This is a genomic window from Streptomyces sp. bgisy130 (assembly GCF_057708345.1).
In genome coordinates this window covers 104,229-119,945 of record NZ_JBYISA010000013.1, presented here as the reverse complement: position 1 = coordinate 119,945, position 15,717 = coordinate 104,229, and the positions used below count along the sequence as shown (strand labels likewise).

General features: G+C 72.3%; 10 protein-coding genes. 8 read left to right on the top strand and 2 right to left on the bottom strand.

The window, feature by feature from the left end:
* The first annotated feature begins 35 nt into the window (after positions 1–35).
* The 4 genes from AC3EUV_RS19425 to AC3EUV_RS19410 are packed head-to-tail and all read left to right on the top strand — an operon-like array spanning position 36 to position 4,403.
* The gene (locus tag AC3EUV_RS19425) at positions 36–1,199 is read left to right on the top strand and encodes an ABC transporter ATP-binding protein (RefSeq protein ID WP_435603432.1); all 1,164 of its coding nucleotides are present in this window, start codon (positions 36–38) and stop codon (positions 1,197–1,199) included.
* Positions 1,196–2,134, top strand: a complete 939-nt coding sequence (locus AC3EUV_RS19420; RefSeq protein WP_432145855.1) for an ABC transporter permease — start codon at positions 1,196–1,198, stop codon at positions 2,132–2,134. Before AC3EUV_RS19425 ends, AC3EUV_RS19420 begins: the two co-directional genes overlap by 4 nt.
* Positions 2,134–2,979, top strand: coding sequence for an ABC transporter permease (locus tag AC3EUV_RS19415; protein WP_423666202.1), 846 nt, complete (start codon positions 2,134–2,136; stop codon positions 2,977–2,979). The genes AC3EUV_RS19420 and AC3EUV_RS19415 overlap by 1 nt, the downstream gene beginning before the upstream one ends.
* Before the next feature lie 5 nt (positions 2,980–2,984).
* Positions 2,985–4,403: an NAD(P)/FAD-dependent oxidoreductase gene (locus AC3EUV_RS19410; protein ID WP_432145854.1), complete on the top strand. Its 1,419-nt coding sequence runs from the start codon at positions 2,985–2,987 to the stop codon at positions 4,401–4,403.
* Positions 4,404–4,454: 51 nt separating this feature from the next.
* On the opposite strand, the gene AC3EUV_RS19405 is transcribed toward AC3EUV_RS19410, so the two are convergent.
* Positions 4,455–5,096, bottom strand: a complete 642-nt coding sequence (locus tag AC3EUV_RS19405) for a phosphatase PAP2 family protein (RefSeq protein ID WP_432145853.1) — start codon at positions 5,094–5,096, stop codon at positions 4,455–4,457.
* A gap of 706 nt (positions 5,097–5,802) precedes the next feature.
* Positions 5,803–7,152 (bottom strand): 4-aminobutyrate--2-oxoglutarate transaminase, encoded by a 1,350-nt coding sequence (gabT, locus tag AC3EUV_RS19400; RefSeq protein WP_398827166.1) that lies wholly within the window; start codon positions 7,150–7,152, stop codon positions 5,803–5,805.
* A 262-nt stretch (positions 7,153–7,414) separates the two neighbouring features.
* Here gabT and AC3EUV_RS19395 point away from each other — a divergent pair, with 262 nt between their 5' ends.
* The 4 genes from AC3EUV_RS19395 (at position 7,415) to AC3EUV_RS19380 (ending at position 15,580) form a co-directional block, all read left to right on the top strand.
* Entirely contained in the window at positions 7,415–9,625 is a 2,211-nt protein-coding gene (locus tag AC3EUV_RS19395) for a type IV secretory system conjugative DNA transfer family protein (protein WP_435603431.1), read from the top strand.
* Between the two features lie 210 nt (positions 9,626–9,835).
* Positions 9,836–11,482, top strand: a complete 1,647-nt coding sequence (locus tag AC3EUV_RS19390) for a PucR family transcriptional regulator (protein ID WP_432145852.1) — start codon at positions 9,836–9,838, stop codon at positions 11,480–11,482.
* Positions 11,483–11,702: 220 nt separating this feature from the next.
* On the top strand, positions 11,703–13,163 hold the full coding sequence (locus tag AC3EUV_RS19385; protein WP_432145851.1) for an aldehyde dehydrogenase family protein: 1,461 nt from the start codon (positions 11,703–11,705) through the stop codon (positions 13,161–13,163).
* Positions 13,164–13,660: 497 nt separating this feature from the next.
* Entirely contained in the window at positions 13,661–15,580 is a 1,920-nt protein-coding gene (locus tag AC3EUV_RS19380; RefSeq protein WP_432145850.1) for an acyl-CoA dehydrogenase family protein, read from the top strand.
* Positions 15,581–15,717 lie beyond the last annotated feature (137 nt).

Genomic DNA, 15,717 nt, shown 5'->3' with positions numbered 1-15,717 from the left:
AGCCGTTTCGCCCTCCGACCCACGGGACGACCGACATGACCCACTCCGCGACCCCCCAGAGCAGCGGCGGCGACGTCCGCCTCCACGGGATCAGCAAGACCTACGGCTCCTTCACCGCCGTCCATCCGCTCGACCTGACCGTCCCCGCGGGCTCCTTCTTCGCGCTCCTGGGCGCCTCGGGCTGCGGCAAGACGACCACGCTCCGCATGATCGCCGGGCTGGAGGAGCCCACCACCGGCACCGTCGAGCTGTCCGGCCAGGACGTCACGGTCCTGCCGCCGTACAAGCGCCAGGTCAACACCGTCTTCCAGAACTACGCGCTCTTCCCGCACCTGGACATCTACGAGAACGTCGCCTTCGGTCTGCGCCGCCGGGGCGTCAAGTCCGTCAAGAAGCAGGTCGAGGAGATGCTCGACCTGGTCCAGCTCGGCCCGATGGCGCGCCGCAAGCCGCAGCAGCTCTCCGGCGGCCAGCAGCAGCGCGTCGCGGTCGCCCGCGCGCTGATCAACCACCCCCAGGTGCTGCTGCTCGACGAGCCGCTCGGCGCCCTCGACCTCAAGCTGCGCCGCCAGATGCAGCTGGAGCTCAAGCGCATCCAGACCGAGGTCGGCATCACCTTCGTCCATGTCACCCACGACCAGGAGGAGGCCATGACGATGGCCGACACCGTGGCCGTGATGAACGGCGGCCGGGTCGAACAGCTCGGTGCCCCCGCCGACCTCTACGAGAACCCCGCCACCACCTTCGTCGCCAACTTCCTGGGCACCTCCAACCTCATCGAGGCCGAGGTCGTCGAGGCCGGCGGCGACGAGCTGCTGCTCACGGCGGCCGACGCCAAGCTGCGGCTGCCCGCCGCCCGGTGCAGCGCCCCGGCCCGTACCGGCGGCAAGGTGCTGGCCGGTATACGGCCCGAAAAGGTCGCCCTCAAACACACCGATGACGCCGGCACCATCGCCGAAGGCCGCAACCGGGTGCCCGGCCGCATCAAGGACGCCAGCTTCATCGGCGTCTCCACCCAGTACGTCGTCGAGGTACCCGGCCTGGGCGAACTCGCCGTCTACGAGCAGAACGTCGAGCGCGACGGGCGCCTCGTCCCCGGCGCCGAGATCGTCCTGCACTGGAACCCGGCGCACACCTTCGGTCTGGACGCCGCACAGGACATCCAGGCCGGCGCGGACCTCGACGAGGAGGCCGCGTGACCACCACCGAGACGCCCGCACCACCGGACGGCCAGGCCGGGACGGCACCCCTGGAGGTGCGCAAAACTCCCGTCCGCAAACGGCTCGTCCCCTACTGGCTGCTGCTCCCCGGCATCCTGTGGCTGATCATCTTCTTCGCCGCCCCGCTCGTCTACCAGGCGTCGACGTCGGTCCAGACCGGCTCCCTCGAAGAGGGCTTCAAGGTCACCTGGCACTTCGCGACGTACTGGGACGCGCTCGGCGAATACTGGCCGCAATTCGTCCGCTCGGTGGCCTACGCCGCCACCGCCACCGCGCTCTGTCTGCTCCTGGGCTACCCGCTGGCCTATCTCATCGCCTTCAAGGCCGGCCGCTGGCGCAATATCGTGATGATCCTGGTCATCGCGCCGTTCTTCACCAGCTTCCTGATCCGTACGCTCGCCTGGAAGACGATCCTGGCCGACGGCGGACCGGTCGTCGGGCTGCTGAACTCGCTGCACGTCCTGGACGTCACCAGCTGGCTGGGCCTCACCGAGGGACAGCGGGTGCTGGCCACCCCGCTCGCGGTGGTCTGCGGACTGACCTACAACTTCCTGCCGTTCATGGTGCTGCCGCTCTACACCTCGCTGGAGCGCATCGACCCGCGCCTGCACGAGGCCGCCGGGGATCTCTACGCCCGCCCGGTCACCACCTTCCGCCGGGTCACTTTCCCGCTGTCGATGCCCGGTGTCGTCGCCGGCACCCTGCTCACCTTCATCCCGGCCGCCGGTGACTACATCAACGCCGAACTGCTGGGCTCCACCGACCAGAAGATGATCGGCAACGTCATCCAGTCGCAGTTCCTGCGGGTGCTGGACTATCCGACCGCCGCCGCCCTCTCCTTCATCCTCATGGCGGCCATCCTCGCCATGGTCACGATCTACATCCGCAAGTCGGGGACGGAGGATCTGGTCTGATGGCCGTCCACGGGACCACCGAAGCCACCGCGGTCCGCACCCCGAACCGGGGCCTGCGCTGGCTGCGCCGCAACATCGTCGCGATAGCGGGCCTGTGCACGCTGGGCTATCTGATCCTGCCCAACATCGTGGTGATGGTCTTCTCCTTCAACAAGCCCAACGGCCGCTTCAACTACCAGTGGCAGCGCTTCTCCACGGACGCCTGGCGCGATCCGTGCGGCGTCGCCGACCTGTGCGGCTCGCTGGGCCTGAGCCTTCAGCTGGCGCTGTGGGCCACCGTCGGCGCGACCGTCCTCGGCACCATGATCGCGTTCGCGCTGGCCCGCTACCGCTTCCGGGCCCGCTCCGGCGTCAACACCCTGATCTTCCTGCCGATGGCGATGCCCGAGGTCGTCATGGCCGCCTCGCTGGCGACCCTGTTCCTCAACATGGGCATCCAGTTCGGCTTCTGGACGATCCTCATCGCGCACATCATGTTCTGTCTGAGTTTCGTCGTCACCGCCGTCAAGGCCCGGGTGATGAGCATGGACCCGCGTCTGGAACAGGCCGCCCAGGACCTCTACGCCTCGCCGCTCCAGACCTTCCTGCGGGTGACGCTGCCGATCGCCGCCCCCGGCATCGCATCCGGCGCGCTGCTGTCCTTCGCCCTGTCCTTCGACGACTTCATCATCACCAACTTCAACGCCGGCTCCACCGTGACCTTCCCCATGTTCGTCTGGGGCTCGGCGCAGCGCGGCACGCCCGTTCAGATCAACGTCATCGGCACGGCGATGTTCCTGGTCGCCGTGGTGTGTGTAGTCGTCGGCCAGCTGGCCGGGGCCCGCAAGAGGAGCAAGAGGAGCTGAGAACCATGGCACGAGCTGCCATGACCCCGTCCGCCGCGCATGCGCTCGCGGACGCCGAACCCACCCCCTTCTGGCTGGCCGATCCGGACCGGCCGGCCGCCCGACCCGCCCTCGTCGGCGACGAGACCTGCGATCTGCTGGTCGTCGGCGGCGGCTACTCCGGCCTGTGGACCGCGCTGATCGCCAAGGAGCGCGACCCACAGCGCGATGTCGTCCTCGTCGAGGGCGCCGAGATCGGCTGGGCCGCCTCCGGACGCAACGGCGGATTCTGCGCCGCCTCCCTCACCCATGGCCTCGGCAACGGCCTGGCCCGCTGGCCCGGTGAACTCGCCACCCTCGAAGAGCTCGGCATCCGCAACCTCGACGCCATCGAGGAGGCGGTCGCCCGCTACGGCATCGACTGCGCCTTCGAGCGCACCGGCGAGATCGACATCGCCACCGAGCCCCACCAGGTCGCCGAACTCAAGGAGTTCGCCGAGGACGCCGCCGGGCTCGGCCTGGACCGGCACACCTTCCTCGACGAGGACGAGCTGCGCGCCCAGGTCGACTCGCCGACCTTCCGCGCCGGACTGTGGGACCGCGACGGCGTCGCCATGGTCAACCCGGCCCGGCTCGCCTGGGGCCTGAAGCAGGCCTGTCTCGGCCTCGGCGTCCGCATCTACGAGCGCACCCCCGCCACCGACCTCGCCTCCGACGGCATCGGCATGGCCGTCCGTACGCCCTACGGCCGGGTCTTCGCCCGCCATGTCGCGCTCGGCACCAACGCCTTCCCGTCACTGGTCAAGCGGGTCCGCCCGTACATCGTCCCGGTCTACGACCACGCCCTGATGACCGAGCCGCTCTCCGAGGAACAGCTCGCCGCCATCGGCTGGAAGAACCGCCAGGGCCTCTCGGACTCCAACAACCACTTCCACTACTTCCGCATCACCGCCGACAACCGCATCCTGTGGGGCGGCTACGACATCGTCTACCGCTACGGCGGCGGCGTCCGGGCCGAGTACGACCACCACCCCGCCACCTACGAGAAGCTCGCCCGGCACTTCTTCCGCTGCTTCCCGCAGCTGGAGGGGCTGCGCTTCACCCACACCTGGGGCGGCGCGATCGACACCTGCTCCCGCTTCTCCGCGTTCTTCGGCACCGCACACGCCGGCCGGGTCGCCTACGCCACCGGCTACACCGGCCTCGGCGTGGGGGCCACCCGCTTCGGCGCCGACGTGATGCTCGACCTGCTGTCCGGCGAGCGCACCGAGCGTACGCAGCTGGAGATGGTCCGCAGCAAGCCGCTGCCCTTCCCGCCCGAGCCGCTGCGCTGGGCCGGCATCGGGATCACCCAGTGGTCGATGACCCAGGCCGACTCCCGTGGCGGCCGCCGCAATCTGTGGCTGAAGGCCATGGACAAGGTGGGCCTGGGCTTCGACAGCTGACACACGGCGCAGGGGGCGGGCGGCGGGCGGCGTCCGCCCCCTCCGCGTTCCTCAGCGCCCGGCGCCCGCCCCCGCCCACCGGTCGCACACCGCACACCACACCGCGAGCAGCACCCCGGCCAGACACCAGCTGCCGAGCACGTCCAACGGCCAGTGATAGCCGCGACGCACCAGACCGAGTCCGACGGCCACGTCGATCAGCGCCACCACGGCCACGACCGCGGGCGCGAACAGCCGGACGGCCGGGCGGCCCGCCTGATGTCCCCGTACCCCGCGGATCACCAACAGCGCGGCCACCCCGTACGCCACCGCCGCCGTGGCGCCATGGCCCGACGGATAGAAGCCGTCGGGCGCCCCGCCCGCCATCTCCGGCGGTCCCGGCCGGGCGAGCCACAGTTTGAGCGGGACGACCAGCGCGGGCACCACGGCGAGCGCGAGGCCGGCGGCGAGCGGCGGCAGCCACCACCGCACGCGGGCCCCCTCGTTGGGCGCCTCCTGGCTTCTGTTGCGCCACCCCTGCCATCCCGCCCACACCATGACCACACACAACACCGGTAGTGCCACTGCCGTGTTGCCGAGATCGGCGCAGAACTCGGCGGGCCCGGCGGGGAGATGACCATTGGCCAGCGCGCGTCCGAGCCGTTCGTCGAGGGCGCGCAGCGGGCCGTGTGTGGCCACCTGCCAGGTGACCACGGCGAAGAGCAGCGCACTGACGGCGCCGGTCCACCACGGGGAGCGGCGCCGGGAGCCGTCGCCGGACGGGCCCGGGGAACACGGTGCGTCAGCAGAGTCCGGAAAACCCGCAGAACCCGGAGAACCCGGGAAACTCGGAAAAGGGGTCGGCCGCCTCGGAACAGGGGGGGTGGTTCCGAGGCGGCCGTGTGGACCGGTGTCCCGCGCGCCCCGGGGGGTATGGGGCGGGCGGACATCCGATCGGTGAGGATTCCCGGAACCGGGGGTTCCGGTGTTGTGCGCGAGGGCACGGCCTGATCGGAGCCGGGGAAGCGCCGAACGGGCGTCGCCCGCAGTCCCCTGCGAGCGGGGTGTTTCTCTCATCTGCAGAAACCGTACGGCACGGCGAGCGCACCCGACAGGCGCATCACCCGGCCGCCATCGGCCCCGCACATCTTCTTCACGCCATGTCTCCAGCTACGCGCGTCCATGCGGAAATGAGCCCAGAAAAGAGGACAGAAGGGGGGCGGTCAGGGGGTGTTGAGGGCGCGCACCGGCCGCACGGCCGCCCACCCACCCGCCACCCACCGGTCCGCCCACCTGCCCGCACACCCGCCCACCGCCGCCCGCCCACCGGCCCGGAACGGGGCGCGGCCCGGGGCACGACCTGAGCCGTGCCCCGGGCCGCGCCGGGGTTCCTCCTGCGGGGTGCGCGCCCGCCGGCCGCTCAGAGCGCGGCGAAGGCGCCCTCGAGGATGTCCAGACCCTCGTTGAGCAGGTCCTCACCGATGACCAGCGGCGGCAGGAAGCGCAGCACATTGCCGTACGTGCCGGTCGTCAGCACCAGCAGGCCCTCCTGGTGGCAGGCCTTGGCGAGGGCGCCGGTGGCCTCCGGGTTCGGCTCCTTGGAACCGGACTTGACCAGCTCGATGGCGATCATCGCGCCGCGGCCGCGGACCTCGCCGATGATGTCGTACTTCTCCGCGATCGCGTGCAGACGGGCCGTCATGACCTCGCCGATCCGGCGGGCCTTGGCGTTCAGGTCCTGCTCGCGCATGGTCTCGATGGAGCCCAGCGCCGCGGCGCAGGCCACCGGGTTACCGCCGTAGGTGCCGCCCAGGCCGCCCGCGTGCGCCGCGTCCATGATCTCCGCACGCCCGGTCACGGCCGCCAGCGGCAGACCACCGGCGATGCCCTTGGCCGTCGTGATCAGGTCCGGCACGATGCCCTCGTCCTCGCACGCGAACCACTGGCCGGTGCGGCAGAAGCCGGACTGGATCTCGTCCGCGACGAAGACGATCCCGTTCTCCTTCGCGAAGTTCGCGATCGCCGGGAGGAAGCCCTTGGCCGGCTCGATGAAGCCGCCCTCGCCGAGCACCGGCTCGATGATGATCGCCGCGACGTTCTCCGCGCCGACCTGCTTGGTGATCTGCGAGATGGCCTGGTCGGCGGCCTCCTGCGCGCAGTTCTCCGGGCCGGTCAGCCAGCGGTAGGGGTAGGCCAGCGGGACGCGGTAGACCTCGGGCGCGAACGGGCCGAAGCCGTGCTTGTACGGCATGTTCTTGGCGGTCAGCGCCATCGTCAGGTTCGTCCGGCCGTGGTACCCGTGGTCGAACACGACCACGGCCTGCCGCTTGGTGTACGCACGCGCGATCTTGACCGCGTTCTCCACCGCCTCCGCACCGGAGTTGAACAGCGCCGACTTCTTCGCGTGATCACCCGGCGTCAGCTCGGCCAGCTGCTCACAGACCTCGATGTACGGCTCGTACGGCGCCACCATGGCACAGGTGTGGGTGAAGGCCGCGAGCTGCGCGGTGGCCCGGCGGACGACCGCCTCCGCGCTGTTGCCGACCGAGGTCACCGCGATGCCGGAGCCGAAGTCGATCAGGGAGTTGCCGTCCACGTCCTCCAGGACGCCACCGCCCGCGCGCTTGACGAAGACGGGCAGCACGGCGCCGACACCACCGGCCACCGTGGCCTGCTTACGGGCCCACAGCTCCTGCGACTTCGGGCCGGGGATCGCGGTGACGACGCGACGCTCCTGGGCGAGGGCGGGGCCTCCGGACAGTTCGGTCATGGCAGTCTCCTGGGGGTGGAACGGGACGTACACAGGTGTTGTTCTCGCAGGCTAGGGGCGGCGGGGCGGGTCTGGCATGTTCCGTTCGGGAGAAGTGCGCGTGTTGCGTTGTCCGCACCGGACATAGCGGCGCCCCACGGCCAGTAGATTGAACGCCGGCCCACCCGGCAACGGTGGCCACCAGCGCGGGCATGACAATGACAACGCGGCCGGCCGCCCCGGCCGCGACAGGCCACGGCTCAAGGGGGACAAGGGGCACCGGATGGACACCGAGGGCACGCACGACGCACAGCACACCGCTCCCCAACCGTCCGGCGGAGCGCACCGACCCGAACCCACCGTGCCGCACCCCGTGGCACCCCCCGCCGCACCGGCCGCGGCGCCGCACACCCCGCCACCACCCGCTGTTCCGCCCACCTTGCCGGCCATGCCCACCACCCCACCGGGCCCCGCGCCCGCCGGCGCCGCGGCCGAACCGCCGCTGCTGGGCTGGCTGCGCACCCCGCGCCCCGCCGCCGCCCCCGGGATCTGGACGTACGGCCACCGGCCCCGGCCGGCGGAGGAGCCCGACCGGGTCCCCGGACGGCAGCTGATCAGCGGGGCGGTGATCTCGTTCCTGTGCGGGTGGCTGTTGTGGTCGTTGCTGTGGAACGGCTACCTCGGGCCGTACTGGTCCTGGCCCATGGCAGTGCTTTTCCCCGACGCCTGGGTGCTGGGAGCGACGCCCGGTGACCGGCTCGCCAACGCCATTGCCTCCAACGTCTACTACGGCCTGTGGATCGTCGGCCTGGTGATCGTCTTCGGGCGTCTCGGCCGGTGGGCGGAGGTGGTCCGCCGGTACGTGCTCCCGGCTTTCCGCCGTAAGCGCGCCCCCGCCCCCAAGCCCGAGCCCGCCGCCGACCGGGCACTGTGGCCCGAGCTGCGTGCCCAGGGCGCCGCCGATGCCGCCGACAAGCTCGCGGCCGAGGCACGGACCGGGCGGATGAACGATGTGGACGTGGCCAGGATCGAGCGTGCCTGGCAGTCGGTGCGGGCCGGCAAGAACTCCGCCGCCTCCTTCACCGACACCGTGCTCCGGCACGGCGCGGCGGCCTGTGCGCATCCTTCGGGGCGGCGCGATCTGCCCCGCAGGGCCGCCCACCACGACCTGCTCGCCCACCAGGTCCGGATCGGCACCGCCGCCGAACACCCGCGGAACCCGTATCAGCACCGCGGCGCGGGCAGCGCGCTGTCGCCCGCCGTGCTGGGCACCTCGCTGCTGGCCGTGGGCCCCGCCGGAAGCGGCAAGACCACCCGCGTCGTCAAGCCGGTCGTTGAGTCGATGTGCCTCCAGGCGCTGGCCGGGCAGTGCGCGCTGATCGCCGTCGGCCCGGCGGGATCGGACCTCGGGCCGGACGACGCGTTCGATGTGGTGGTCAGGGTCGGCCGCTCCGACCCGGACTGCGACCTCGACCTGTACGGCGGCACCACCGACCCTGACGAGGCGTCCGGAATCCTCGCCGAGGCGCTGGTCGGTGACCTTGCCGAGCAGCTGCCCGGCGGTGACAGCCGGCGCGCCGCGACGGCGCTGTCCCAGCTGCTCGGCCCCTTCCGGGCCGCCCACGACCGCTTCCCCACGGTGCCGGAACTGCGGGAGCTGCTGGACGGCGCGCCCGCAGCGATCGCCGCACTGCGCACCGCGCTGGAGGCTGCCGATGCCCCCGCCCTGCTGCGCGAACTGGACGCCCGCGTACGGCAGTCGGACCGCCCCGGCGATGTCGCCGTACTGCTCGCCGACCGCATCGCGCTGCTCGACCGGCCGGCCTTCGCCGCCTTCTTCGACCCCACGGGTCGCACCCGCCAGGTCTTCCTGCGGGCCCTGGACCACCCCCTGCGGGTCCGCATCGAACTGCCGGAGCGCGGGCACGCGGAGGCTTCGCGGATTCTCGCCCGGCTGGTCCTCGCCCAGTTCACCGAGTGCGCGGTGGCCCGCGGCGACCGCTCGCTGTTCGCGTGTCTGGTCGTCGACGAGGCCGCGCACACCATCACCGCCGAGGCCCTGCGCGGGCTGCAACGGCTGCGTTCGGCCAATGCGGGTGCGGTGCTGACGCTGCGTTCCTTGGACGACGTGCCCGACGCGCTGCGCGGCACCCTGCTCGGCGCGGTCGGCTGCCGGATGGCGTTCTCGGGCGTCACGACCTGGGACGGCGCGCGGTTCGCCGAGGTGTGGGGCAAGGAGTGGGTGGAGACCCGCGATGTGACCGACCGCCAGATCATCGCGGAGAGCGCCGCGGGGAAGGCGTTCCATATGCTGCGCCAACTGGTCACCGGCAAGGCGGCCACCGCCAAAGCCGTCACCGTCCGCACCGTCGAGCGGGAGCGCTGGTCCGCCTCGGATCTGGCGAATTGTGTGCCGCCCGGGCATGCGGTGCTGTCCGTGACGTCGGTGGCGGGGGAGCATGCTCCGCCGGTGCTGGTGGATCTGCGGTCCTGAGGGGCCCGGGGGAGGGCCGGCCGTCCCGGCTGCCCGGCGCGGAGGTGTGGGGGGCTGGAATGACGGGTCCCCCCGATTCCTCCGTTGAGGCAGAATCGGCGGTGGCCGTTCATACGAGGCGGCGTAATCAATCGGGTGTCGGGCGGGCATCGGCCGGTTCGTGGCCGGTTGCCGGCCGGTCCTCGTAGTTGTCGACGTCATGAAGGTTCCATGCCGCACACCCTGGCTTCCCTGGTCAATCACACCGCGCTCAAGCTGACCGTGCTCGCGGGCGAGGAGCGGCTGGATGTGCCGGTGCGCTGGGCGCACGCCAGTGAGCTGATCGATCCGGTGCCGTACATGGAGGGCGGCGAGCTGCTGCTGATCACCGCGCTCAAGCTGGACGCGGAGGACGCGGAGGCGACCCGCAGGTATGTGCGGCGGGTCGCGGAGGCGGGGGTCGTCGGGCTGGGTTTCGCGGTCGGGGTGAATTACGAGGGGGTGCCGCAGGCGCTGGTCGACGCGGCCAGGGAGCAGGGGCTGCCGCTGCTCGGGGTGCCGCGCAGGACACCGTTCATCGCGATCAGCAAGGCGGTGTCGGCGGCCGTCGCCGCGGACCAGTACCGCGCGGTGACGGCCGGGTTCGAGGCGCAGCGGGAGCTGACCCGGGCGGCGCTCAGCGCGGAGGGGCCGGCCGAGCTGCTGGCCCGGCTGGCGGCGCATCTGGACGGCTGGGCCGCGCTCTATGACGCGTCGGGTGCGGTGGTGGCCGCCGCCCCCGACTGGGCCGCCCGCCGCGCGGCCCGGCTGACCGACGACGTCGGGCGGCTGCGGGAGCGGCCCGCCCCCGCCAGCTCGGTCGTCAGCGACACCGACGGCGACGACCGGGTCGAGCTCCAGTCGCTGGGCACCGGGCGCCGGGCCCGCGGGGTGCTCGCGGTGGGGACGGCCGCGCCGCTCGGCACCGCCGAGCGCTATGCCGTGCACTCCGCGGTCGCGCTGCTCACCCTGACCACCGAGCGGTCCCGGGCGCTTCAGGACGCCGAGCAGCGGCTGGGTGCCGCGGTGCTGAAGATGCTGCTCGCGGCGGAGCCGGACCATGCGCGGGCGGTGGCCGGGCGGCTTTACGGCGGACTGCTGGACGCGCCGTTCCGGGTGGTGGTCGCCGAACCGGTGGCCGGTGAGGAGCCGCTGCCGGGCGGCGGCGCGGGAGCCGGGGCCGCCGGGGTGCTCGATGCGCTCGCCGACGCGATGGACTCCGCGGCCGCGCGGACCGGTGAGGCGGTGCTCGCCGTCCCGGACGGCGGCCGGCTGATCGTGCTGGTCGCGGACGGCGGGGCGGCGGCGGACGCCTGTGCCGCGTACGCCGCCGAGGCCGAGGCCCGGGCCGGTGCGCGGCCGCGGGTGCGCGGCCGGGCGGCGCGGGCGGAGGCGGGCAGCGGCGCGTGGGTGGCCGTCGGGCTGTCGGCGCCGACCGGGCCGATCGCCGCGGCGAACGCCTACCGCCAGGCCGAACAGGCGCTCTCGGTGGCGCGCCGGCGCGGCCGTGCGCTGGTCGAGCACGAGGACGTGGCGGCCGGGTCCGTCCTGCCGCTGCTCGCCGACGAGGCGGTCCGCGCCTTCGCGGACGGGCTGCTGCGGGCGCTGCGCGAGCACGACGCGACCGGCCGCGGCGATCTCGTGGCCTCGCTGCGCGCCTGGCTGGCCCGGCACGGCCAGTGGGACGCGGCCGCCGCCGACCTGGGGGTGCACCGTCACACGCTGCGCTACCGGATGCGGCGGGTGGAGGAGATCCTGGGGCGCTCGCTGGACGACGCGGATGTGCGGATGGAGCTGTGGCTGGCGCTCAAGGCGACCTCGGCGCCGCAGGGGGAGTGAGGGCGAGGCGCCCGCAGGTGCTGGGACCCAGCTCCGCCCCGCGCCCCGGACCGGCCCCCGACGCCCCCTCCACCGCGGAGAGACGGGCGTCGTGATTACGCCGCTTCGGACAAACGCCACGACGGCGCCGCACCCCTACCGTGGGTCCAGAGTCAAAACCGCAGAGACGCTCCCTGAGCCATGCGCACCACCCACCACTTCTGAAGGGCCGGGTTCCACTGTGCCGATCCCCACTGATGCAGCCCCCACCGCCTTTTGGCTCGCCGGCCGCGAGGCCACCGGCGAGGCCACCTTCGATGTCACCTCCCCCTGGGACGGACGTCTCGTCGGCACGGTGAGCGTCCCCACCGAAGCCCAGGTCGAGGAGGCCGTCGCCGCCTCCGTCGCCGTCCAGGAGGAGCTCGCCGCGACCCCCGCGCATGTGCGGGCCGCCGCGCTGGACCATGTGCACCGCCGGCTGGTGGAGCGTACGGAGGAGATCGCCCGGCTGATCTCCGCGGAGAACGGCAAGCCCATGAAGTGGGCGCGCGGCGAGGTCGGCCGTGCCGTGTCCGTGTTCCGGTTCGCCGCCGAGGAGGCCCGCCGCTTCAACGGCGGCGAGGCGCAGCGGCTGGACACCGACGCGGGCGGCGCCGGCCGGCTGGCGCTGACCCGCCGCTTCCCGCGCGGCACGGTCCTGGGCATCGCCCCGTTCAACTTCCCGCTGAACCTCTGCGCCCACAAGGTCGCCCCGGCCATCGCGGCGGGCGCCCCGATCATCCTCAAGCCGGCCCCGGCCACCCCGCTCTCCGGCCTGATCCTCGGCGAGCTGCTGGCCGAGACCGACCTGCCGGCCGGTTCCTGGTCGATCCTCCCGGTGCCCAACGACCGGATGCCGGCGCTGGTCCAGGACGAGCGGCTGCCGGTGGTCTCCTTCACCGGCTCCGAGAAGGTCGGCTACGCGATCCTCGACTCGGTGCCGCGCAAGCACTGCACCCTGGAGCTCGGCGGCAACGGCGCGGCCGTCGTTCTGCCGGACTTCTCCTCCGAGGCGGACCTGGACTGGGCGGCGCAGCGCATCGCCACCTTCTCCAACTACCAGGGCGGCCAGTCCTGCATCTCGGTGCAGCGGGTCATCGCCGACGCGTCCGTGTACGACCGGCTGGTGCCGAAGATCGTGGCGGCCGTCGGGGCGCAGGTCACCGGCGACCCGTCGGACGACGCGACCGAGGTCGGCCCGCTGGTCGACGAGAACGCGGCAAAGCGCGTCGAGTCCTGGGTGGACGAGGCCGTGGAGCGCGGGGCGAAGCTGCTCGCGGGCGGCAAGCGCGACGGCGCCTCCTACGCGCCGACCGTGCTGGCGGACGTGCCCGCCGACGCCACCCTCGCCTGCGAGGAGGTCTTCGGCCCGGTGCTCACGCTCAAGAAGGTCGACGGGGAGGCGGCGGCCTTCGCGGCCGTCAACGACTCCAAGTTCGGCCTTCAGGCGGGTGTGTTCACCCATGACGTGCAGACCGCCTTCCGCGCCCACCGCGCGCTGGAGGTCGGCGGCGTGATCATCGGCGATGTGCCGTCCTACCGTGCCGACCAGATGCCGTACGGCGGCGTCAAGCAGTCCGGTGTGGGCCGCGAGGGCGTGCGCTTCGCGATGGACGACTACACCTACGAGCGGGTGCTGGTCCTGACCGGACTCGCCCTGTAACACCCGGCCCGGCCCGGACCGGTGGACAGCGACGGCCATCCCTTGGGCCGTATCGCCGTCCGGGCCCCGGCCGGCGCGCCCCCCCGGCGCCGGCCTCTCGACGCGGCGCGCTCCGGCACCCTGTTTCCGGAGCGCGCCGCGTCCCCCGTTTCCGGCATCGTCTCCCGCCATGCCGGATCTTGACCGTACGGGACGCGTCCCCGCCACTTCCTCCTGTCTGAGGGGGAGCCGCGCCGGTACCGCAGGGGGAGACCGCGCCGCGTGTACAACCTCCGCGGTATGCCGCACCCCCCGAAGGGCGGAGGGCGGCCGGCCGGCCCGGTCCGGGGCCGGGGCGTAGGTCCCGCTTGGCGTGCGATGGCCCGAACACCCACCCGCGCCCGGTACCTCCAGTGGTGCAACCCGTGCGGATCGGGTAACTCTCACAAGTAGCGCTGTCCAGCGGCCGACCGGCCGCCGGCGCTGAACTCCCGACCCAGCGGCGAGGTGAGCTCCTGATGACCGCTCCATCCATCCGCAACGTTTCCGAGCGCGAAGCACGCCAGGTCGCCGAGGCGGCACGCGAGCAGGACTGGCGCAAGCCCAGCTTCGCCAAGGAACTGTTCCTGGGGCGCTTCCGGCTCGACCTCATCCATCCGCACCCCACCCCCGCGGTCGACGACGTACGCCGCGGCGAGAAGTTCCTGGCCACGCTGCGCGAATTCTGCGAGACGGAGGTCGACGGGGCGCGGATCGAGCGCGAGGGGCAGATTCCGGACGAGACCGTGGACGGGCTGAAGGCGCTCGGCGCGTTCGGGATGAAGATCGACCCCAAGTACGGCGGCCTCGGCCTCACCCAGGTCTACTACAACCGCGCCCTCTCCCTGGTCGGCACCGCCAGCCCCGCCATCGGCGCCCTGCTGTCGGCACACCAGTCGATCGGCGTCCCCCAGCCGCTGAAGCTGTTCGGCACCAAGGAGCAGAAGGAGACCTTCCTGCCCCGCTGTGCCCGTACGGACATCTCGGCCTTCCTGCTGACCGAGCCCGATGTCGGCTCGGACCCCGCCCGGCTGGCGACCATGGCCGTCCCGGACGGTACGGACTATGTGCTCGACGGCGTGAAACTGTGGACCACCAACGGCGTGGTCGCCGATCTGCTGGTGGTGATGGCGCGGGTGCCCGCGTCCGAGGGCCACAAGGGCGGCATCACGGCCTTCGTCGTCGAGGCGGACTCGCCCGGCATCACCGTCGAGAACCGCAACGCGTTCATGGGCCTGCGCGGCCTGGAGAACGGCGTCACCCGCTTCCACCAGGTACGGGTCCCGGCCGCGAACCGCATCGGCCCCGAGGGCGCCGGCCTGAAGATCGCCCTGACCACCCTCAACACCGGACGGCTGTCGCTGCCCGCGATGTGCGTCGGCTCCGGCAAGTGGTGCCTGAAGATCGCCCGTGAGTGGTCCGGCGCCCGCGAGCAGTGGGGGCGGCCGGTCGCCAAGCACGAGGCCGTCGGCGCCAAGATCTCCTTCATCGCCGCCACCACCTTCGCCCTCGAAGCGGTCGTCGACCTGTCCTCCCAGATGGCCGACGAGAACCGCAACGACATCCGCATCGAGGCCGCCCTCGCCAAGCTCTACGGCTCCGAGATGGGCTGGCTGATGGCCGACGAACTGGTCCAGATCCGCGGCGGCCGCGGCTTCGAGACCGCCGACTCGCTCGCCGCCCGCGGCGAACGCGGGGTCCCGGCCGAGCAGATGCTGCGCGATATGCGCATCAACCGGATCTTCGAGGGCTCCACGGAGATCATGCATCTGCTGATCGCCCGCGAGGCGGTGGACGCCCATCTGTCGGTCGCCGGTGACCTCATCGACCCCGACAAGACCCTCGCCGACAAGGGCCGGGCGGCGGCCAGGGCGGGCGGGTTCTACGCCCGCTGGCTGCCCAAGCTCGTCGCCGGACCGGGCCAACTGCCGCGTACGTACCAGGAGTTCGGCATCCTTTCGGGTCATCTGCGGTATGTCGAGCGGACCTCCCGCAAGCTCGCCCGGTCCACCTTCTACGCGATGTCCCGCTGGCAGGGCCGGATGGAGACCAAGCAGGGCTTCCTCGGCCGGATCGTCGACATCGGCGCCGAACTCTTCGCGATGAGCGCCGCCTGCGTCAGGGCCGAGTATCTGCGGGAGACCGGAGACCACGGCCGTGAGGCACAGCAGCTGGCCGATGTGTTCTGCCGGCAGGCGCGGATCCGCGTCGAGGAGCTGTTCGGCCGGCTGTGGACCAACACCGACGAGCTCGACCGCAAGGTCGTCTCCGGCGTCCTCGACGGCACCTACGCCTGGCTGGAGGAGGGCATCATCGACCCCAGCAGCGACGGCCCCTGGATCGCCGACGCCACTCCGGGCCCGAGCTTGACCGACAACGTCCGGCGGCCCATCCGCTGACGTCCCCCGGCCGCACGCCCGGGGCCGGTCCGGCAGCGATCCACCGGACCGGCCCCGGGGCACGTGCCGCGGCGCGCGGAGGAGCCACATGATCCATCCGACCGGGCCTGGGTGTCCTGGCCTCCCCGGCGACCGGC